19 protein-coding genes and 1 other RNA gene are annotated in these 18,811 nt (G+C 62.6%); 9 read left to right on the forward strand and 11 right to left on the reverse strand.

Annotation, left to right across the window (positions count from 1 at the left end; all coding sequences use genetic code 11):
- The first annotated feature begins 334 nt into the window (after window positions 1–334).
- Together DyAD56_RS01935 and DyAD56_RS01940 are read left to right on the forward strand one after the other, a co-directional pair.
- Window positions 335–520, forward strand: a complete 186-nt coding sequence (locus DyAD56_RS01935) for a hypothetical protein (protein ID WP_102301029.1) — start codon at window positions 335–337, stop codon at window positions 518–520.
- 230 nt (window positions 521–750) lie between these two features.
- Window positions 751–827, forward strand: a non-coding RNA gene (locus tag DyAD56_RS01940) — sX9 sRNA.
- 4 nt (window positions 828–831) lie between these two features.
- Here the strand turns inward: DyAD56_RS01940 and pepN are convergent.
- Window positions 832–3,489, reverse strand: coding sequence for an aminopeptidase N (gene pepN / locus DyAD56_RS01945; protein ID WP_102301030.1), 2,658 nt, complete (start codon window positions 3,487–3,489; stop codon window positions 832–834).
- Between the two features lie 80 nt (window positions 3,490–3,569).
- On the opposite strand from pepN, the gene DyAD56_RS01950 reads away from it, so the two are divergent.
- Window positions 3,570–4,574, forward strand: coding sequence for an aldose epimerase (locus DyAD56_RS01950; protein ID WP_102301031.1), 1,005 nt, complete (start codon window positions 3,570–3,572; stop codon window positions 4,572–4,574).
- Window positions 4,571–5,536, forward strand: a complete 966-nt coding sequence (locus tag DyAD56_RS01955) for a pyridoxal-phosphate dependent enzyme (protein ID WP_102301032.1) — start codon at window positions 4,571–4,573, stop codon at window positions 5,534–5,536. Before DyAD56_RS01950 ends, DyAD56_RS01955 begins: the two co-directional genes overlap by 4 nt.
- Window positions 5,537–6,562: 1,026 nt before the next feature.
- Here DyAD56_RS01955 and DyAD56_RS01960 read toward each other — a convergent pair.
- Window positions 6,563–6,775, reverse strand: a complete 213-nt coding sequence (locus tag DyAD56_RS01960; protein WP_046970745.1) for an alkylphosphonate utilization protein — start codon at window positions 6,773–6,775, stop codon at window positions 6,563–6,565.
- 34 nt (window positions 6,776–6,809) lie between these two features.
- A complete protein-coding gene (locus DyAD56_RS01965) occupies window positions 6,810–7,706 on the reverse strand; it encodes a DMT family transporter (protein WP_102301033.1) in 897 nt (298 codons plus the stop codon).
- Between the two features lie 130 nt (window positions 7,707–7,836).
- On the opposite strand from DyAD56_RS01965, the gene DyAD56_RS01970 reads away from it, so the two are divergent.
- Both DyAD56_RS01970 and DyAD56_RS01975 read left to right on the forward strand, forming a co-directional pair.
- A complete protein-coding gene (locus DyAD56_RS01970; protein WP_102301034.1) occupies window positions 7,837–8,163 on the forward strand; it encodes a hypothetical protein in 327 nt (108 codons plus the stop codon).
- Between the two features lie 4 nt (window positions 8,164–8,167).
- Window positions 8,168–8,737 carry a DNA-3-methyladenine glycosylase I gene (locus DyAD56_RS01975; protein ID WP_102301035.1) on the forward strand — a complete coding sequence of 190 codons (570 nt, stop codon included), beginning with the start codon at window positions 8,168–8,170 and terminating at the stop codon, window positions 8,735–8,737.
- An 87-nt stretch (window positions 8,738–8,824) separates the two neighbouring features.
- Here the strand turns inward: DyAD56_RS01975 and DyAD56_RS01980 are convergent, their stop codons facing one another.
- The 6 genes from DyAD56_RS01980 to bioB form a co-directional block, all read right to left on the reverse strand.
- The gene (locus DyAD56_RS01980; protein ID WP_146010413.1) at window positions 8,825–9,364 is read right to left on the reverse strand and encodes a lipoprotein; all 540 of its coding nucleotides are present in this window, start codon (window positions 9,362–9,364) and stop codon (window positions 8,825–8,827) included.
- Between the two features lie 216 nt (window positions 9,365–9,580).
- Window positions 9,581–10,462 (reverse strand): malonyl-ACP O-methyltransferase BioC, encoded by an 882-nt coding sequence (gene bioC, locus DyAD56_RS01985; protein ID WP_102301037.1) that lies wholly within the window; start codon window positions 10,460–10,462, stop codon window positions 9,581–9,583.
- On the reverse strand, window positions 10,459–11,229 hold the full coding sequence (bioH, locus tag DyAD56_RS01990) for a pimeloyl-ACP methyl ester esterase BioH (protein WP_102301038.1): 771 nt from the start codon (window positions 11,227–11,229) through the stop codon (window positions 10,459–10,461). The genes bioC and bioH overlap by 4 nt, the downstream gene beginning before the upstream one ends.
- A complete protein-coding gene (locus DyAD56_RS01995) occupies window positions 11,226–11,993 on the reverse strand; it encodes a sulfurtransferase (RefSeq protein ID WP_102301039.1) in 768 nt (255 codons plus the stop codon). Before DyAD56_RS01995 ends, bioH begins: the two co-directional genes overlap by 4 nt.
- Before the next feature lie 29 nt (window positions 11,994–12,022).
- Complete coding sequence (gene bioF, locus DyAD56_RS02000; RefSeq protein WP_102301040.1) at window positions 12,023–13,201, reverse strand: 8-amino-7-oxononanoate synthase; 1,179 nt, start codon at window positions 13,199–13,201, stop codon at window positions 12,023–12,025.
- A 64-nt stretch (window positions 13,202–13,265) separates the two neighbouring features.
- Window positions 13,266–14,270, reverse strand: coding sequence for a biotin synthase BioB (gene bioB, locus DyAD56_RS02005; RefSeq protein ID WP_102301110.1), 1,005 nt, complete (start codon window positions 14,268–14,270; stop codon window positions 13,266–13,268).
- A 144-nt stretch (window positions 14,271–14,414) separates the two neighbouring features.
- On the opposite strand from bioB, the gene DyAD56_RS02010 reads away from it, so the two are divergent.
- The 3 genes from DyAD56_RS02010 (at window position 14,415) to DyAD56_RS02020 (ending at window position 16,976) form a co-directional block, all read left to right on the forward strand.
- Entirely contained in the window at window positions 14,415–14,621 is a 207-nt protein-coding gene (locus DyAD56_RS02010; protein WP_102301041.1) for a hypothetical protein, read from the forward strand.
- A 10-nt stretch (window positions 14,622–14,631) separates the two neighbouring features.
- Window positions 14,632–15,354: a ComF family protein gene (locus DyAD56_RS02015; RefSeq protein ID WP_102301042.1), complete on the forward strand. Its 723-nt coding sequence runs from the start codon at window positions 14,632–14,634 to the stop codon at window positions 15,352–15,354.
- Between the two features lie 482 nt (window positions 15,355–15,836).
- Complete coding sequence (locus tag DyAD56_RS02020; RefSeq protein WP_102301043.1) at window positions 15,837–16,976, forward strand: HipA domain-containing protein; 1,140 nt, start codon at window positions 15,837–15,839, stop codon at window positions 16,974–16,976.
- A gap of 6 nt (window positions 16,977–16,982) precedes the next feature.
- Here the strand turns inward: DyAD56_RS02020 and DyAD56_RS02025 are convergent, their stop codons facing one another.
- The gene (locus tag DyAD56_RS02025; RefSeq protein ID WP_233202248.1) at window positions 16,983–18,068 is read right to left on the reverse strand and encodes a hypothetical protein; all 1,086 of its coding nucleotides are present in this window, start codon (window positions 18,066–18,068) and stop codon (window positions 16,983–16,985) included.
- A gap of 404 nt (window positions 18,069–18,472) precedes the next feature.
- On the reverse strand, window positions 18,473–18,784 hold the full coding sequence (locus tag DyAD56_RS02030) for an antibiotic biosynthesis monooxygenase family protein (protein ID WP_102301044.1): 312 nt from the start codon (window positions 18,782–18,784) through the stop codon (window positions 18,473–18,475).
- Window positions 18,785–18,811: the final 27 nt, after the last annotated feature.

Below are 18,811 nucleotides of genomic sequence, written 5' to 3' on the forward strand. Positions count from 1 at the left end.
TTTGAAGAGCTTTCAAGCGCTCTGAATAAGATCTGGCGCCCGGCGGTCTCAGGAACAGGGGGAATCCAGGATGACCGTGTTGCCGGGCGCCAGAAACCGAAATGGTTTACCAGCAGCCGTTTGATGCTGCGTGTTGAGTGGGATATTTACGCCCGACGCGTGAACGTGAAGTGACTAAAACGCTCGTTTGTGCCGAGAGTTGGCACCTCGTGACGCACAGCGTCATTCCGTGATCCATCCCCAAAATGAATGTGATATCGGTCACGTTGCTGGCACGGCCGTTGCTTCGCTCCTCCATGAAGGACAAAGGCAATGGATTTGGGGGCGTAACGTCATGGAACTGAGCGTCGATCTTCAACCGGTTTACCCGCATCACGATCTACTGATCGAACTTGGCCGCGTTGAAATGGCCATGGATCATCTGGAAGAACGTAGCGAGAGCGAACGCCAGGCCCTGCGCCCGCGCCTGCTTTCGCGATTGGACCGATTGCGCGACGAACTGGAGCGCCTGAAGGTCTAGCCGCCGCCCTCGCGGTGGCTGGCGTCAGCGGATATCCAAGGGGTTGGGTGTCCGTAGGTAAGGCAAGTCTGCTTCATCAAGGTACATCCTCTCGTTGAAACAAAATTACGCCCGGGTGCCCCGTCCAAAGACGGTAAGCACTCGGGCGCTTCTTTATGGAGAGGACTTAGAGCCGCAAACAAAACTACTGCGCGACCGTCAGACGGGTGCGGTCGGTGCTCGGAATCCTCATGTACGCGCAAGTACCCTCCGGTTCCTGCGCGCCGCCCGCACCCGCCTGACGGCCGCTCGCTACGTTTTGTTGGCGACTCTTAACCGTGCTGCATGCTGCGCACGATCTCGCCCAGATTGCGGGAGAGATTCGGCTGCCCAGCCAGCGCGTCGATGGCGGCGCGTGCCGCGGCGTGGCGAATAGGTTCCAGGCGCTGCCAGCCATTGAAGGCCGTGGCAAGTCGTGCGGCCACCTGTGGATTAATCGCGTCCAGCTGCTGCAGGCAGTGGCCCAGTAGGCGATAGCCGCTGCCGTCCGCACGATGGAAGCCATCCGGATTGCCGCGTGCCCACGTGCCGAACAGCGCGTTGACGCGGTTGGGGTTTTTCAGCGTAAACGCGCCATCCTGTAGCAGCGACTGCACGCGTTCGAGCACGACATCACCCGGCAACAGCGTCTGCACCGAGAACCACTTGTCCATCGCTAGCGGGTTGTCCGCATAGCGCTCACGGAAATGCAGCAGCGCGGCGTGTGCCTGCGGTGCGTTGCCTCGCACCAGCACCGACAGCGCCGCAAGACGGTCGGTCATGCTTGGCGCGTTGTCGTACTGCAGCGTGGCCAGGGTGTGTGCGCCCCACGGATCGATGGTCGCGATCAGGTCCAGTACGCGCCGCTTCAGGCGACGTCGCGCCTGGCTGGCGGCATCGAGTTCCATGTTGGTATGCGCCGCGAGCGCGTCGTACCGACGCTGCAGCACTTCGCGTCCAATACGTAGCGCCAGGTGTTCCTGCAGTTTCACGCGCAAGGCGTGCACATGCGATGGATCAACCGAACGCCCACGTTCGGCCAGTTCGATCTCGCCCGGCGGCGTGAGCAGGTCGGCGAGCAGGGCATCATCGATGATGGTGTCGTTAAACAAGGCCGCCAAGGCCTGGGCGCAGGCATCGAGCGCTTCGGTAGTGTCGCCATCGCGCAGGTTGTCGAAGGCGCGCGCCGCGAGCTGCTGGCCGGCCTCCCAGCGATTGAAGCCATCGACGTCATGGCGCAGCAACAGCGCCAATTCATCGGGGGAGTAATCGCATTCGAGGATCACCGGTGCGGAGAATCCTCGCAACAGTGAAGGCACCGGAGCATCCGTCACTCGCTCGAACACGAATGACTGCTCTGCCTGATCCAGCACAACGACGCGTTCATTGGCGCTGGCCGCATCGGCCGGATCGTTCGCCATGCGTAGCGGAAGCATGCGGCCGTTGCGATCAAACAGCGCCAGCTTCACCGGAATCGGTAGCGCGCGCTTGGTCGGCTGGTTGGACGTGGGTGCGGTGTGCTGAGACAGCGTGAGCGTGTAGATGTGTTGTGCCGCGTCATAGCGACCACGCGCGCTGAGCCGCGGTGTACCTGCCTGTGAGTACCAGGCGAGATAGGGCGTGAGGTCGATGCCGTTGGCTTCGCCCAGCGCGCCGAGGAAATCCTCCAGCGTCGCGGCACGTCCGTCGTTGCGCGAGAAATACAGATCCATGCCACGGCGGAAACCTTCGCGGCCTAGCCTGCCTGCAACCATCCGCACCAACTCCGAGCCCTTCTCGTAGACGGTGGCAGTGTAGAAATTGTTGATCTCGCTGTACTGCGCCGGACGCACAGGATGTGCCAGCGGACCGGCATCTTCCGGGAATTGCGCACGTCGCAGCAGTGCAACGTCTTCAATGCGCTTGAGCGGCGCGGAGTTCATGTCCGCCGAGAACTGCTGCTCACGGAATACCGTGAGACCTTCCTTCAGCGACAACTGGAACCAGTCGCGGCACGTCACGCGGTTGCCGCTCCAGTTGTGAAAATACTCGTGCGCTACCACCGCTTCCACCGCACGGTACTCGTCGTCCGTGCTCGAATCGGGATCGGCCAGCAGGTACTTCGCGTTGAAGATGTTGAGGCCCTTGTTCTCCATCGCACCCATGTTGAAATCGTGCGTGGCGACGACGTGGAACACGTCGAGATCGTACTCGCGACCGTAGGTTTCCTCGTCCCAGCTCATGGAACGCTCGAGTGCATCCATCGCGTAACCGCATTGACCAATGGCATCGGGCTCGGCCCAGATCACCAACCGCACCTTGCGTCCACTGCCGGTGACGTAATCGCGCTCGATCTTCTGCAGGCGCCCCGCTACCAGCGCAAACAGGTAGCTCGGCTTGGGGTGTGGGTCAACGAAGCGCGCCCAGTGGCGGCCACCGTCGAGTTCGCCGCTGCCGTCGGGATTACCGCCGGCCAGCAGCACCGGGAAACGTTCGCGATCGGCACGCAGCGTCACCGTGTAGCTGGCCAACACGTCCGGGCGATCGGGGAAGAACGTGATATGCCGGAAACCTTCCGCCTCGCACTGCGTCAGCAGAAAGCCTGCTTCGCGCGAGCCCGACAGGTACAGGCCTTCCAGCGCTGTATTGGCTGCGGGTTTCACACGCACCCGGGTCTCCAGCACGCTGCCGTCGCGGGCACCATCCACTTCCAGCACATGGTCGGCGTAGCGCCATGCACTCTCGGGAAGCGCCTGGTCGTCGAGTGCGATCGACAGCAGCTCCAGCTCTTCGCCATCCAGCCGCAGCGCTGCCTGTTGTGTCGGGTCACGCTGCAGATGCAGTCGCGACGTCACCTCCGTGCTGTCGATGCCCAGATCGAAGGTGAGCTCGACCTTGGCCACGCGCCAGGCGGGCGCGCGATAGTCGCTGAGCCGAATCAGGGGAGAGGACGTATCGTTGCGTTGGATCATGGTGACGGCCGGGACTGCGGAAGCGAAAGAGGACTCAGGCTAACATGCGGTTCTTTCCCGGCAGGACAAGGATAGGCTCTATGGCAGAGTATCTTGCGGAACGCGGGCTGGTCGGCAGCCATGGCGTCGTGGTGCTAAGCGACATCGCCAGGGGGCGCCGTGTTCGCATTGCGCGCCGAGGAGCGACCCTGCTGAGCTTTGAGGTGCCATCGTCGCGGGGCGCATGGAATATCGCCGACGGCTATCGGGATGCCGGCGAGCTGGACACCCGGCCCAGTTCCCGCTTCGCGATCATGGTGCCGTTTGCCAATCGTATTGCCGATGCCCGCTATGTCTTCGATGGTGAGCCCCACGATTTGCAACCGGGTGTCGAGGGCGATTCGCGTGCGGCACGGCATGGTTTCGTGCGCGGCGTCGACTTCCATGTTGCAGAGCTTGCCGCCGACGCACAGGGGGCGCGGGCGAGCTTCGTCACGCAGGCGATACGCCCGGGGGCTCACCAGGGTTACCCTTTCGCCATCGATCTGGCGGTCAACTACACACTCGACGCAGCAGGCCTCACCATCGAGGCGGTCATGCGCAACGTGGGTGAGCATGCTGCGCCGTGTTTCTTCGGCTGGCACCCCTATTTCAAATTATCGGACCAGCCCATCGAGGGTTGGGAACTACAGATTCCCGCTGACAGCGTGGTGCGTACCGACGAGGAGTTCATTCCCATCGCGGGTGAAGGTGCTCGCGTACCGCTGTCTGAGCGGCCCGAACTCGACTTTCGCCAGTGGCAGAAGATCGGTCCACGCGAGCTCAATCACGCATTCGTCGACCTACGTTGCGACACCGATGGCCGCGCACGTACGCGACTACGTGACCCTGAAAGTGGCCTCGCCATTGCGGTATGGCAGCCTTCCGGCGTCATGCTCGCGTTCACCGCCGACACGGTGACGCGCGATGTTCGTCGCTCGGTGGCGCTCGAGCCCATGGAAAGCTGGGCGGACGCGTTCAATCGTCCCGATTGCGCTGATGTCATCCGTCTCGAACCCGGCGCCGAGCGCCGTTTTTCCTGTGGAGTGGAGATCGAAGGTCCATGAGCGCTTCATCGAATCGTGCTGCCCTGCCGACGTTTGCACAGGTGCAGGAGGCCGCTGCGCGTATTGCTCCATATGCCGTAGTCACGCCCGTGCTGCGTAACGCGGTATTAAATGCGCTGACCGGCGCGGAACTTCATTTCAAATGCGAGAACCTTCAGCGGGGCGGCGCGTTCAAGTTCCGCGGTGCCTGCAATGCTGTCTGGTCCATGGATGATGAGCAGGCCATGCGGGGCGTGGTCACCCATTCGTCGGGCAACCATGGCAACGCGCTAGCGATGGCGGCGGCAACGCGCGGCATTCCCGCGCATGTAATCGTGCCGGACGGCGCCGTGCGCACGAAGCTCCAGGCCATCGAACGCGCCGGTGCCATCCTTCATCGTTGCGAGGCGACGCAGGCCGCGCGCGAAGCGAAAGCAGATGAAGTGCAGCGCGCCACGGGGGCTGAGTTGGTGCACCCATTCTCCGATACCCGCGTGATAGCCGGGCAGGGCACGGCAGCGCTCGAACTGTTGGAGCAGACCGGTGGCGTTGACTTGGTGGTGACGCCGATCGGCGGTGGTGGGTTGATCGCAGGCACGAGCATCGCTACGCATGGCGTGGCGCCTCAAGTGCTCATTCATGGCGCCGAACCCATGGGGGCGGACGATGCCGCGCGATCACTCGCTGCTGGTGTACGCGTAGGGCCTTTTGTGCCGGATACGATTTGCGATGGCCTTCGCACGCTGATCGGCGAAACGAACTTCGAGGCGCTGCAGATGCATCGTGTCGAGGTGACGACGGTGAGCGACGCGGAAGTGATCGCTGCGATGAAGTTGTTGTGGAACGAGTTGAAGATCGTGGTGGAGACATCGAGCGCGACGGTGCTGGCGGCGGTGTTGCAGCGGCCGGAGCGGTTCAAGGGGAAGCGGGTGGGGTTGATCCTTACTGGGGGCAATGTGGATATCGACGCGTTGCCTTGGTGAGGTTGGGCGTCGCTCCAGTTCTGCTCCCTCTCCCCTTTGGGGAGAGGGTTGGGGTGAGGGGTGGGCACTCGCCTCGACGTTTCATCTTTGCCGTGATCCCTGCGAAGGCAGGGATCCAGTTTCTGTATCGCTTGGTTGTCGCGTCGTCGCGATTTGGCTCGCCTGCGGCGGGCTTTCGCCCTCCTACCGGAGGCCGAGTCACTTTTCTTTGCTTGCCCAAAGAAAGTAACCCAAAGAAAGGGCACCCCCACTTGGCGCTGGCCGGCTGTGCCGGCCAGTTCGTGAGGGGTGGCCGGGCTTTTCGACAGGGCTTCCTGCCCTGGCGAAAAGGGATCGGCGTCCTGCCGATCCCCCTGCGGGCCTGATCGACCACCCCTCACCGCCACACAGGGGGCCCGATGGTCAAAAGCGCCGAGCGGACGGCTCGTGCAGCTTCGCCGCACATCGCACTCGCAGGTCGCGTTGCTCCTGCTCCAAGTGCACAAAGCTAAGGCAGACGGACGATGCCGTTATGTGGCGAGTTCTCCACAGCAGTAGGGAAGCGTAGCGTCCTCTTTCCCTAGCCTCAGCGATCGGGAAGCGTAGCGAAGCCTGCTTTAAGTCCTCTCAGCGACGGCGCGTTGCGAAGCGCATTGAAGTACTCGCTGTGTAGAGGCGAAGGTTGCCAAGCAACAACCCTCCTCAAGCGCTCGGGCTTATCCCTACGGAATGCTGCGGGCGTTGGTTAGTCAGGCCATTTCTTTGGGTTACTTTTCTTTACTCCGGGCATCCTGCCCTTCGCCCTTCGGGCCGGCTTCGCCGTTCGCACGCGCTCCTGCGCGTGCGTGGGCAAGCAAGGAAAAGTGACTCGAGCGTCCCACGGGACTAGCTTCGCGTCGTCGGCAGACGATCGAAACGCCCGCTGCGTAAGCGGCCTGATCGCGGTAGCGCACGAGGCGACAACCACACTCACGGCTACTGGATCCCTGCCTACGCAGGGATGACGGTTTCATCGAAACGGTGCGGCGAGCACCCACCCCTCGCCACTCAAACCTTCTTGATAAAACACGTCTTCAACACCAACGTCGAACGCCCATCACGACATTCGACCTCCTCCGGATTGTCCTCATCCACGCGAATGGATTTGAACACCGAGCCGCGCTTGAGCGTCTGCGATGAACCCTTCACCTTCAGGTCCTTGATGACCAGGACCGAATCACCATCCGCGAGTACCGCGCCGTTGCTGTCCTTGACGTTCATGATGGGGTCTCCCGATCGTTGCAAACGTGGGATTTTAACTCCTCGCGACGCGTACGCCGCGTAGGCGGATGCCGCTTACGGCGACCAGTCCGAGCAGGATGAATGCGATTCCGAGGATTTCCATGCTGGTGGGTTGTTCGTGCAGGATCGCCCAGGCCAGCAGCACACTGACGATGGGTACGCCTAGGCTGGCGATGCTGGCCACGGCGGTGGGCAAGCGGTGCAACACGATCAACCACAGTCCCCAGGCGATGCTCGAGGCGAACACCACGCTGTAAGCCAGGCCGCCGATAAAGCCCCACGTCCAGTCGATGGGCCGCTGCGGCACACACAAAGTCACGATGACCAAGCCAAGTGCACCGAACAACATCTGCCACGCCGTGAGCGAAAGCGGGGAGGGCGCATGGCGCTGAAATACGCGCTTGCTCAACACGGTACCCATGGCCCAGGCGAAGCCCGCGCCGATGGCGAGCAAGGTGCTGCGAACACCACCCAGTCCATGCCAAGGCTCGATGACGCAGGTCAGCCCGATCGCCGCCAGGCCCAGGCCCAACCAGCGCCGGGACGTGAGGCGTTCGTCCAGCATCACCCATGCCAGCAGCACCGCCCAAAACGGCATGGTGTACGCCAACAGGGCGACGTGCCCGGCACCACCGCTGACCAGCGCCCACTGGCCCAGACCCTGGAACGCCGTGGTCTGACACAGGCCGATCAGCACTGTGGGTAGTAGCGGCGGTGGGCGAAGTGACTGCTTCGTCACCAGCAACACGCCAAACAGCACCAGTGCGCCCAGCACATAGCGAATGGCCGCGAAATCAAACGGCCCCGCATGCTGCAACACCTGCTTCATCACCACCCAGCTGTAGGCCCAGATGATGATGGTGGCAAGCAGGGCCAGCACGGCGCCACGTGAAGAGGGCGTTGGAGTCATGGAAGTCCGCAAATGGCGTGGAAGATCACACGCTGCTCTTGTCCCGCGTGCGGGGCTGGGATAGCGTCGTGGCTCTCCCGCGAGCTTACAGGCGATTGGCATGACAGCAACGCGTTCAAGGAATGTAGCCGTGGCCTGCATAGGGCTACTGGCTTTCCTCGGCATGCTGTTTCCTCTGTCCGTGCTTTTGCCGATGGTGTCTAGCGGGGAGCTTTCATGGCTCCGGTTGGTGCCGACACTCGCGGGTGTGTTGCTGCTGTTGTTAGCTAGCATGCTTCTGCTGTTCCGCAGGCCCGAGCATGGCTGGACGTTTGCCATCGCGGCCATTGCCCTTCTGTTGGGCATGTCATGGCTGCATGCGGCGCTGTCCTTCTGGCACTGGCTCGCCATTGCCGCTGCGGCGGCAGGTGCAATCATCGGTTTTCGCAAGGAGCGTGGCGACGAAGCCGCGGATTGACGATATGGCGACGAAAGCAAAACAGCGCTGCCCCTGGGGCAATAGCGAGGACATGCACGACTACCACGACAGCGAGTGGGGTGCACCGCTGCACGACGACCGGATGCTGTTCGAATTCCTTTGCCTGGAAGGCGCACAGGCGGGCTTGTCGTGGCGCACCATCCTGCTCAAGCGCGACAACTATCGGCGCGTGTTCCACGACTTCGACATTGTTCGCGTCGCTGCCATGAAGGATCGCGAGCTGGAGAAGGCGTTGCTCGACCCCGGCATCGTGCGCAACCGTCTCAAGGTGTATGCCGCGCGCGACAACGCCGCTGCGGCGATGCAGGTCATCGACGAATTCGGCACGCTGGACGCCTACCTGTGGTCCTTCGTAGACGGCAAGCCCATCCGCAACCGCTGGACTGGGCAGGGCGACGTGCCTGCGAGCACGCCGCTATCCGACCGCATGAGCAAGGACTTGAAGAAGCGCGGCTTTCGCTTCGTTGGCACCACTATCTGCTATGCCTTCATGCAGGCCACGGGCATGGTGAACGACCACACGGTGAGCTGCTTCCGCTACAAACAGGTGTAGGAGCACTGGCAGGCTTTGGCAAGACCATAAAGCTGGCTGGAAGCAATTCGCTGGAGGCCTTCAAGAAGGCCTCCAGCGGTTCGATCATCAATTCATCAGCGTCTTGAAGCGGGGATCGGAGATCGCCTTCTTGATCAGGTCCTGCACGGCGGGTCCCAAGGCTTGCGCTGTCTGGTTGCAGGCCGTGATGGCGTCGAAGCCACTCTTGAATTCGTACTTGTTCTCAACGGCCAGCGATTGTCCGTTGTTTGACTTCAGCGTCATGGATAGATCCCACCAGCCGCTGGTCAGCCCTGCGCTAGAAGAGAACGCGATCTTGTCCATGCGCCCAGTGAGCACGGCGTTGCCGTCGCCGTAGACGCCAGCGAGTTTGAACTCATCGTTGAAAGCCTTCCGAACGAACTCGGGGATAGTGACGCCGTCGGAGGCCTTGATGGGTCCCATCAGCCGGCAGCTCGCGTCGTAGCTCGCAGGTGCCTCCAGAGTGGAGAGATTAAGGGTCTTGCCCTGATAAGTCTTGAGGATCATGTCGTTGTCGACTGACACGGAGTATCGCGCCGGTGTCATGGTCGAACAACCGGACAGCACAAGCACCACGCCCAGAAGGGCGAGCTGGATCTTCTTCACGTTTTTCCCCTGTTTCGATGTCGTGTAAGGATGCAAGCCATTGGCCTGCATCGCTTGGCCGCATGAAATCTCTCCCGCGGTCGCAAGAAAATCTAGCTAACCCCGACTGCAAAAGCGAGCCGCATTGCGGAAAGCTTTGTTCGGCAGGCTGGCGCGATCAGCGATATCTGCTCGGCACGATCATCGGCAGATGGCTGCCTGGTGCGCTTACGCGATTCAGCGCCTACGCGAACCGCGCAGGCTGTCGATGGAGAAACTCGCCATCTCGCCACCGCCGGCCATGCGACGGGACTGCCCCGTCGGCGGTCCCCATGCATGCGCCGTCACCACTTCCCACGTCGCGGGGATGCGGCCATCCACACGCATGGTTTCGTACGCGGCCAGCATGCGCTGGTAGTGCTTCTTGCCTAGCAGGTGCCGCTCGCGCTCGCGGTCGGCATTGGTCGCGCCAAGCCCCTGCAGTTCCTTGAGCAGCAGACGTGGCTCGCTGTAGGTCAGCGTGTAGCGATCCACGTCCAGCACCGGATCGCGTAGGCCTGCGTTGATCATCGCATCGCCCAGGTCGTGCATATCGAGGAAGCGGCTCACGTGCGGCTGCTGGTCGGCTTCGGCCCATGCCGCGCGCAGCTCCTTCAAGGTATCGGGGCCAAAGGTCGAGAACACCAGCAGGCCGCCGGGCTTGAGTACGCGCACACATTCGCCGAACAGCGCTGGCAGGTCATCGATCCACTGGAAACACAGGTTGGAATGCAGCACGTCCACGCTATGGTCAGGCAGCGGCAGCGACGTGGCTTCCGCGCACACGCGTTGGAACGGCTTTAGCCAGCTAATGTTCTTCTTTGCGGCGCGCAACATGGGCAGCGCCAGGTCAAACGCGACCACCTGCGCCTTCGGGTAGCGCTTGCGCAGTAACGCCGTGCCGCGGCCGGTGCCGGCGCCGACATCAATCACCCGCTCGGGTGTTTCGAGGTAGAAGCCCAGGCGATCGAGCAGCAGCGTTTGCACTTCGCGCTGCAAAGCGTCGTGTTGCTCATACGTGTTCGCCGCGCGGCCGAAATTACGGCGCACCTGCTGACGGTCGAAATGCGAGTCGGTCATTGAAAACTGTCCAGCAGCGGCGTCAGTGCGTTCGCGACGTCGCCCGCATAGCCGAAGAATGGCGCGTGGCCGGCATGCGCGATCTCCGTGTAGCTACCGCGCGATTGCTCGGCCGACCATGCCATGGCGGCGGGCGGCACAATGCAGTCGCGATGGCCCACGATCCACGCACTCGGTACGGAGAGCGCAGCGAGGTCGGCGCGACGGTCGGCGGTTTCGAGAATGCGGATACCTTCCTGCAGCACGCGCAGGTTGGGTTCACCGCGTTGAAAGATCAGCGCGCGCAGGTGACGCACTTCCGCCATCGGGTCGCGGCTGCCCATCGCCTCCAGCGCGATAAAGCGTTCCAGCGTGCCGTGGTAGTCGGTTTCCAGGTCCGTTGCGAGCTGGCGGACCAGCTTGGGATCGCTGCCATGGGGCCAGTCCTCGCCGCGCGAGAACTTGGGCGTGCCGTCAATGACGCCCAGCGCGCGCGCATGCTGCGGGTGTTCGATGGCGGCAGTCATCGCGATCAGTCCACCCAGCGACCAGCCGATCCAGATCGCCGGCGGCGTGCGCTCGGCAATAGCCTGCACGCAGATGGAAGGTTCCAGCGGCAACGTGCTATCGCTCGAATAGCCATGGCCCGGCAGATCGACCACATGCATAGTGCAGCGATCGGCCAGCACGTCGCACAGCGGCTCCATCATGCCGCCATGCATGGCCCAGCCGTGGAGGATCACCACGGGGATCTCGCCGTGGCCGTGGGTTTCGATATGGAGGTTCATGCCTGATTTGCTCCCTCTTCCCGTTGGGGAGAGAGAACCGATGGCGCCAAGCCCTTATCCACCGCCCCGCGCTCATCAAACACGAAACAATCGCCGTTCCAGTGCGTGCCGTCGGTTTCCTCGAAATACTTCAGGATGCCGCCTTCCAACTGATACACGTGATCGATGCCGATGTCCTGCATGTGCAGCGCGGCTTTCTCGCAGCGGATGCCGCCCGTGCAGTACGACACCACCGTCTTGTTCTCGTAGCGCGCGCGGTCGGCGGCGAGAGCGGCGGGGAATTCGGTGAAGCTGGCGATGCGATAGTCCACCGCGTTCCGGAACAGGCCCACGTCGGTTTCGTAGTCGTTGCGCGTATCGAGCAGGACAACTTCGCGACCGTCATCATCGTGCCCCTGTGCCAGCCAGCGTTGCAGCGTTACCGGCGCAACGGAAGGTGCGCGTCCGCCTTCGGGACGAATGGTCGGCATGCGCATGGTGATGATCTCTTTCTTCAGGCGCACGCGCATGCGGCCGAACGGCGCGGCATCCGAGATCGATTCCTTCGGCGTTAGATCGGCGAAGCGCGTATCAGTGCGCAGCCAGCTCATGAAGGCGTCGATGGGTTCGCGCGTGCCGGCAAGGAACAGGTTGATACCCTCAGGCGCCAGCAGGATCGTGCCCTTGAGCGCCAGCGCCTCGCAGCGTTCCAGAATGCGTTCGCGCAGCGTCGGTAGGTCGTCCAGGCTGACGAAGCGGTAGGCGGAAAGATTGATGATGGACATAAGCGGGGATGGGTACGGCAAGACCGCCATTATACGGGGCGAGCCATGGGGAGCCGGGACAAGGCATCCAGCAGCCGGCCAACGTCGCTTTCCTCATGGGCGGCAGACAGCGTGATTCGTAGCCGGGCCTTGCCCTGCGGCACGGTCGGCGGCCGGATCGCCGTAACCAGAAAGCCTTCCCGCTCAAGCGCTTCGGAGGCCGTCAGAGCCGCTGCCGCATCGCCTAGCAGTAGTGGCTGGATGGCCGTGGGCGAGGGCATCAGCGGCAGGCCGAGCTGGAATGCGCCCGCACGGAAATGGACGATCAGCGCACGGAGCTTCTCGCGCCGCCAGCTTTCGGACTGCGCCAGCCGCGCGGCGGCCAGCGTCGCGGCGGCGAGCGCGGGTGGCATGGCGGTCGTATAGATATAGGTACGTGCCGACTGCACCAGCCCGTCGATCAGTTCAGCGGAGCCGGCCACAAACGCGCCGCTGCAACCCAGCGCCTTGCCCAGCGTGGCCATCAGCACGGGCACGTCGCAGGAGGAAAGCCCGGCGTCTATGACGCTGCCTTCGCCATGCGCACCGAGCACGCCCAGGCCATGCGCATCGTCGACCATCAAGGTTGCGTTCTCATGGCGGCAAAGCGTGGCGAGTTCGCGCAGTGGTGCGATATCGCCATCCATGCTGAACACGCCATCGGTGGCGAGCAGCGCACCGGGCTCCGGGCGCGTGGTTAACTGGCGCGATGCAGCTTCCACATCGGCATGCGGGTAGCGTTTCAGCTCTGCGCCGGCCAACTGCGCGCCGTCGATCAGGCAGGCATGGTTGAGCTTGTCCTGCACGCACAGGTCATCGCGTTGTAGCAACGCCTGCATCACACCGAGGTTCGCCATGTAGCCGGTGGAGAACAGCAAGGCGCGCTCGCGTCCTGTCCATTCGGCGAGCGCCTCTTCCAATGCGGCATGCGCGGAACGATGGCCACAGATCAGGTGGGCCGAGCCGCTACCGACGCCATCAGTCTCGGCCGCACGTTTGAGTGCATCGACCAACGCCGGATGTTGCGCCAGGCCAAGGTAATCGTTGCTGCAAAAGGAAAGCAGACGACGGCCATCACGCTCCACCCACATGCCGTTCGCGCGCGTCACTGTATGCAGGCGACGGCGCAGGCCGGCCTGTTCGCGCTGTTGCGCGTGGGCGGTGAGGCGAGCGAGCAGGTCTGTACGCATGGTGGGGCACCGTTATCTTGTAGGAGCGCACACGTGCGCTCCTACCGTCGCGAACGCGCGGCACTCAGGCCGCGCAATGCTCCACGATATCCGCGTGTACCGTTGCGGACGTCTCCACCACTTCCAGCGCGTGCAGGTTCAATCGCTTGAACAGCTGGCGGTCGTGCTCCACGTCCGGGTTGCCGGTGGTCAGCAGCTTTTCGCCGTAGAAAATGGAGTTGGCGCCGGCAAAGAAACACAACGCCTGTACCGCGTCGTCCATCTGCTGGCGGCCGGCGGACAGACGCACCATCGAAGCCGGCATCAGGATGCGCGCCACCGCAATGGTGCGTACGAAGTCGAACGGGTCGATCGCGTCGGTGCCGTTGAGCGGCGTGCCTTCCACCTGCACCAGCTGGTTGATCGGCACCGATTCGGGGTGCTCCGGCAGGTTGGCCAGGGTTTGCAGCAGGCCGGCGCGCTGGTCGCGCGTTTCGCCCATGCCCACGATGCCGCCGCAGCAGGTCTTCAGGCCTGCTTCGCGCACGTGTTCCAGCGTATCCAGGCGGTCCTGATACTGGCGCGTGTGGATGATCTCGCCGTAGAACTCTGGCGCGGTATCCAGGTTGTGGTTGTAGTAGTCCAGGCCCGCCTGCTTGAGGGTGGTGGCCTGCGTGCCGTTGAGCATGCCCAGCGTGGCGCAGGTCTCCAGGCCCAGGCCCTTCACTGCGCGCACGATCTCGGCAACCTTCTCCACGTCGCGGTCCTTCGGGCTGCGCCAAGCGGCGCCCATGCAGAAACGGCTGGCGCCAGCGTCTTTCGCGGCCTGCGCGCGTGCCAACACGGCGTCCACACTCATCAGCTTCTGCGCTTGCACGCCGGTGTCGTAGCGCGCGGCCTGCGGGCAATACGCGCAGTCTTCCGGACAGCCGCCAGTCTTGATGGAGAGCAGGGTGGACACCTGCACCGCATTCGGGTCGTGGTGTTCGCGGTGCACGGAGTGCGCGCGGTGCAGCAGCTCGTTGAAGGGCAGCGCGAACAGCGCGGCGACTTCATCGCGCGTCCAGTCGTGGCGGATCGGTTGGGCCATGGCGACAGCTCTGGGGTTGGGGATGCGCGACAGTCTGACAGCGGCGCCTTTCTTGTCAACTTTGAATGATTGGCGTTGGTTGACGATGCGCGAACGTATGGCTGCCGTTACCATCGGGCCATTCACCGAGCGGGAGTTGTCGGCATGAGTGCGGGACAAGGCAGCACGGGCAACGTGCTCGCGGCCATCTGCAGTTTCTTCATCCCCGGCCTGGGTCAACTGGTGCAAGGCCGTTTCTGGATCGCGCTGGTGATGTTCGTGCTGGCGGCCATCCTGTGGATCGTCTGGCTGGGTTGGATCATCCACCTGTGGTCGATCCTCGACGCGGCGATGTTCAAGCCCAAGGCCTGACGCCCCGCGCATGGACGCGCTTTCTCTCGCGCGGCCCCTGGCCGCCTCACTGCAACGCTTCGTTTTGCCTTGCCGATGCCTGCTCTGCGGCGGCGCCGGCAACGACGGTCTGGATCTCTGCCGCGACTGTGCCCGCGAACTCCCGCGCAACCGCACCTGTTGCGCCCGTTGTGCCCTGCCTTTGCCCGAACCCACCGCACTCTGCGGGCAGTGCCAGCGCCGCCCACCACCGTGGGACACGGCGTGGGTGCCATTTCGTTACGCGTGGCCACTGGACCGGCTGGAATCGCGCTTCAAGTTCAGTGCGAATCTGGCGTGCGGCCGCGTGCTCTCGTCGCTATGGCTGCGTGAGCCGCCGCCTACCGAGCTTCCCGTGTGGGTCGTGCCTGTGCCGCTGCATATCGGGCGCCTGCGCGAGCGTGGCTACAACCAGGCGCGGGAGCTGGCTCGACCTCTGGCGAAACACCTTGGCCTCACCTCGCGTTTCAACGTGCTGTTTCGTCAGCGCCCCACGGCGGCACAAACCGAGCTCGGCGCCGTGGCGCGTCGCCGTAATGTGCGTGGCGCCTTCATCACACGGGAACACACCGCATGGCCGGCACACGTCGTCCTGCTTGATGACGTCATGACCACCGGCGCAACACTCATGGAGTGCGCGCGCATGCTGAAGCGAGCGGGTGTGCAGCGGGTGGATGTCTGGGCGCTGGCGCGGGCGCCGTCGTTCAAGGTCTAGCAACAACCGCCACAGCACCTTGCCGTCGCGTGGGCTAGCTTTTTTATAAACAGATGCTGAATTTTCTTTGGTTAGCGTCGATCATATTCGCCAAATGTGTCGTAATGATTTGATTGAAAAGGAAATTAACTCGAAGTATTCCGCCAGGTGAAGGCGTTCTTTTTATAAATAAAAACTGAATAAATAAGTTGTGCATCGAAAGATATCCGCCAAATAGCGCGTAAGCTTCAGATTTACAACAGAATAAATGTGGGTCAATTCCGCCAGTGAATCAGCCACGAACATCGCCGATCGCCGCCACCCTGGCCCGCTGGGGAGCTCTGTCCTCCCAAGAGCTATACAAGAAGGTCCAAGACGAGTTCGGCAGCGAGCGCAGCTTCCAGCGCGCTTTGAGCGACACCCCAAACCTCGTTCGCCTCGGATCCAAGCGTAACCGCGGATATGCGCTTGCCCGACCCGAGAGGCCCCCGTCGCCGGTCTACATGCGCAACGAGGAGGGGGATGATGTTTTCCTCGGCCATCTCTTGGCGCTCGAAGCCGGCCAGTGGACCTGGGATGCCAGCGGCACCGAACAGCGGTGGGCACGGCTCTCCCAACTCAGCGAAACCCTGCCGGTCTACCAAGGCCTTCCCTGGTTCATGGATGCGTTTCGGCCCGCGGGCTTCCTCGGTCGTGCATGGGTGCGCGAACACGCCGACGCGCATGGCTGGTCGTTGGACATCCAGTCCTGGACGGACGACCAGATCCTCACCGCTGCGCAGCAAGTGCCGTGGGACTGGCGGGGCGACCTGTCGCTAGGCCCGTTCCACGACATAGAGAACAGCGTTGTCGCCACTGGTGATCGCAAAGCGGAGTACGCCAAGCGTGCCGACCTCGTGCTCGACGGCGTCATGGTGGGCGCCTCGGCAGACGGCGAGCAGCCCAAGTTCACTGCGATCGTTGCGGAAAGCGATCGACAGCGCCCGGTGCTGGTGAAGTTCTCTCCCCGCATGACAGGTGACCCGGCTGCGCGGCGCTGGGGAGACATCATGCTCACCGAAGCCATGGCGCAGCAGGTCATGGCCATCCACGGGCTGGACTCGGCAGCCACTGAGCTCTGGGTGCATGACGATCGCATGTGGCTGGAAACGACGCGCTTCGATCGTATCGGCGCGCATGGCCGTCGGGGCATGGTGTCCCTGCGCGCGCTGGCCACCAGCTACCACTACCAGGGGCCACCCAACGGCTGGATCCAAGCGGTGGAACACCTGGAAAGGCGGGGTGCACTCCGCCCGGAGGCTGTCGCCAACGTGCGCCACATCGCCACCATCGGCCAGTTGCTGCTGAATACCGACATGCACATGGGCAACCTGAGTTTCATCGTCGGCGATGGCTGGCCCCACCCACTTCAGGTGGCGCCGGTTTACGACATGACGCCCATGCGATGGGTGCCCGTAGGCGCACAGAACGTCGTGCCGGCGTTGGCACCGCAACCTTTATTCAAGACCAGCGATATCGACGCCATGCTGATCGCTGCCGAGATCTGGGAAGAGACCTCCCGGCAGGAGCTGGCCACCGAGGGGTGGCGACAATGGTCGGCGGAGCGGGCGAGACAAATACGAGAAGCACTGGCAACAAACTGACGTTGCTCAATGCGCCCCAACGCTCGAAGAATCCGCCGGCTGCGGCGACTCCTCTGCCGCGCGCTTAGGCGTATCCAGAGGGCACCATGTCTTGAGGCGCTTACCCGCTCGATAAAGATCAATGCACTCCCGCATCTCCGCCTTGAAGGCCAGATCAGGCGTGTCTATCGGGCAGCCGTACGACAGCGGCTTGCCATCTTTGTACTCGGCAATACAGCTTGAAAGTGGCGGCACCGTGGGAGGGTTCGGATTGTCGGCCAGGGGATGCGGGGGCAGGTTGAGGCGCTCATCCTTATTCATGGGCGAAGGTGGTACAGGAGGTACGCCGCACAGCAAGTTGGTAGCCGTACTTCTCTTGGTGGGGTCGCAAGTGCTTTTGACGATATCTTTGATCGCGTCGCCTATATGGCGCCCCACCGCACCACCGGCAGTCTCGTTCGGTGGCGGAAAATACTTCTCGAAACGGGTGGCCTTGTAATGCATCCGGTTGCTGTCGTGCTGCATGATCTGACGATCATCCGCAGGCTTGGCCTGCCCGGTATCCGTGCTTGCTGTTGCCGGGGTGGTTCCCGTCGCTGATGGCAGTCGGATCGAACCATCTTTCCCGAACAAACTTACGGCGGAAGGCGTAGCCACGGAGGTTGCTGGCGCAGGCGACGCTCCATGATCCTGCACGACCATGGCATCACGACGGGGCTTCTCTTGCGTCACTGGGCTAACGCGGGGAGCCAACACTTGCCGCGGAGGAGCCGATTTTTGGGGCGGAGCGGGCAGTTCAGGCGGTTCAGGTGCCTGCGCGGGGCGCGGCTCGCTGCGATGATCGATCAGACGCACGATCAACGCTTGACCGATATCGGTCTTCGTCACCGCCAGTTGCAGCGGCTTCGGCTTCATCTCGTACCACAGTGCCAGCACAAACAGTACGTGCAGGACCAATACCAAGCTCAGCGCTAGCGCCAGCGCGGCGCGTGTTAGTGGCGGCTGGCGCCAACGCCTGCGACCCAACGTCTCGCGTGTTTCGCTATCGAGTAATGCCAGGCCGCGTGCACTATCCCCCTCCTGTCGATGTCGGACCTGCCCCAAACGCGCCATGACACCCCTAATTCAAGCCAATGACCCACAAGAAACATCCGCGTGGCGTCAGTGCGCGTTGCGACTATTCTGAGTAGACAGGTTATCTCACTCAGGGTTCCCTTGATCCGAAGCAGTCAGAAGAAGCAAGCAGAACGGGGCTTGTTCATCTAACGAGAGATCACTTCGCGCCTGGCGCAAAAACTTTCTCCAAAACCGGCTCCTGATCATGGGAAACGTAAGGTCGCCTCGCGTCTGGCACTCGATGCCGAGGACGGCTGAGGAGTCCTCGGCATCGCTTCGGTTCCTGTGCGGATACCTGCGAGGCCAGCGCAGTGTGCATCCCTATCAGCCGAAAGACCGAACCCATGTCTTGGATTCGCTAACGTTCCACCACCATGAACCACGGCGCCGCTCATACACACTCAATCGGAAACGCCGCCAGCTACGCCAGTGAGTTCGTAGTGACGCATTTCATCGATAAGAGGCACGTACGGCCGTATGGCGGCTAAAAAGGGCGGAAAATGTTCGCTGCGGCGAAACCCTTGCATATGATCTTCCGCCGAGGTCCAGCGGATACGAAGCACATACGTGCCAGCTTCATCGATGCATCGGCTCAATTCATAGCCAAGGCAGAATGGACTGGCCGCGAGGCTGGAGGCGGCACGCGCATAATCTGCTTCAAAGGCAGCGCAGGTCGTCGGAGGCAACTTGTAACGGATGTACTCAACGATCACGTTCGCTCTCCCTGGTAGGCCATGGAT

Source organism: Dyella sp. AD56, assembly GCF_002878475.1.
GTDB lineage: Bacteria > Pseudomonadota > Gammaproteobacteria > Xanthomonadales > Rhodanobacteraceae > Dyella.

Coding starts and splice junctions, on each gene's coding strand:
- DyAD56_RS01975 (WP_102301035.1), top strand. CDS start 8,168: ATGGCGACGAAAGCAAAACAGCGCTGCCCCTGGGGCAATAGCGAGGAC.
- bioF (WP_102301040.1), bottom strand. CDS start 13,201: ATGCGTACAGACCTGCTCGCTCGCCTCACCGCCCACGCGCAACAGCGC.
- DyAD56_RS01935 (WP_102301029.1), top strand. CDS start 335: ATGGAACTGAGCGTCGATCTTCAACCGGTTTACCCGCATCACGATCTA.
- bioH (WP_102301038.1), bottom strand. CDS start 11,229: ATGAACCTCCATATCGAAACCCACGGCCACGGCGAGATCCCCGTGGTG.
- bioB (WP_102301110.1), bottom strand. CDS start 14,270: ATGGCCCAACCGATCCGCCACGACTGGACGCGCGATGAAGTCGCCGCG.
- DyAD56_RS01965 (WP_102301033.1), bottom strand. CDS start 7,706: ATGACTCCAACGCCCTCTTCACGTGGCGCCGTGCTGGCCCTGCTTGCC.
- DyAD56_RS01950 (WP_102301031.1), top strand. CDS start 3,570: ATGGCAGAGTATCTTGCGGAACGCGGGCTGGTCGGCAGCCATGGCGTC.
- DyAD56_RS02025 (WP_233202248.1), bottom strand. CDS start 18,068: ATGGCGCGTTTGGGGCAGGTCCGACATCGACAGGAGGGGGATAGTGCA.
- bioC (WP_102301037.1), bottom strand. CDS start 10,462: ATGACCGACTCGCATTTCGACCGTCAGCAGGTGCGCCGTAATTTCGGC.
- DyAD56_RS01995 (WP_102301039.1), bottom strand. CDS start 11,993: ATGTCCATCATCAATCTTTCCGCCTACCGCTTCGTCAGCCTGGACGAC.
- pepN (WP_102301030.1), bottom strand. CDS start 3,489: ATGATCCAACGCAACGATACGTCCTCTCCCCTGATTCGGCTCAGCGAC.
- DyAD56_RS02015 (WP_102301042.1), top strand. CDS start 14,632: ATGGACGCGCTTTCTCTCGCGCGGCCCCTGGCCGCCTCACTGCAACGC.
- DyAD56_RS01960 (WP_046970745.1), bottom strand. CDS start 6,775: ATGAACGTCAAGGACAGCAACGGCGCGGTACTCGCGGATGGTGATTCG.
- DyAD56_RS02010 (WP_102301041.1), top strand. CDS start 14,415: ATGAGTGCGGGACAAGGCAGCACGGGCAACGTGCTCGCGGCCATCTGC.
- DyAD56_RS02020 (WP_102301043.1), top strand. CDS start 15,837: ATGCGCAACGAGGAGGGGGATGATGTTTTCCTCGGCCATCTCTTGGCG.
- DyAD56_RS01955 (WP_102301032.1), top strand. CDS start 4,571: ATGAGCGCTTCATCGAATCGTGCTGCCCTGCCGACGTTTGCACAGGTG.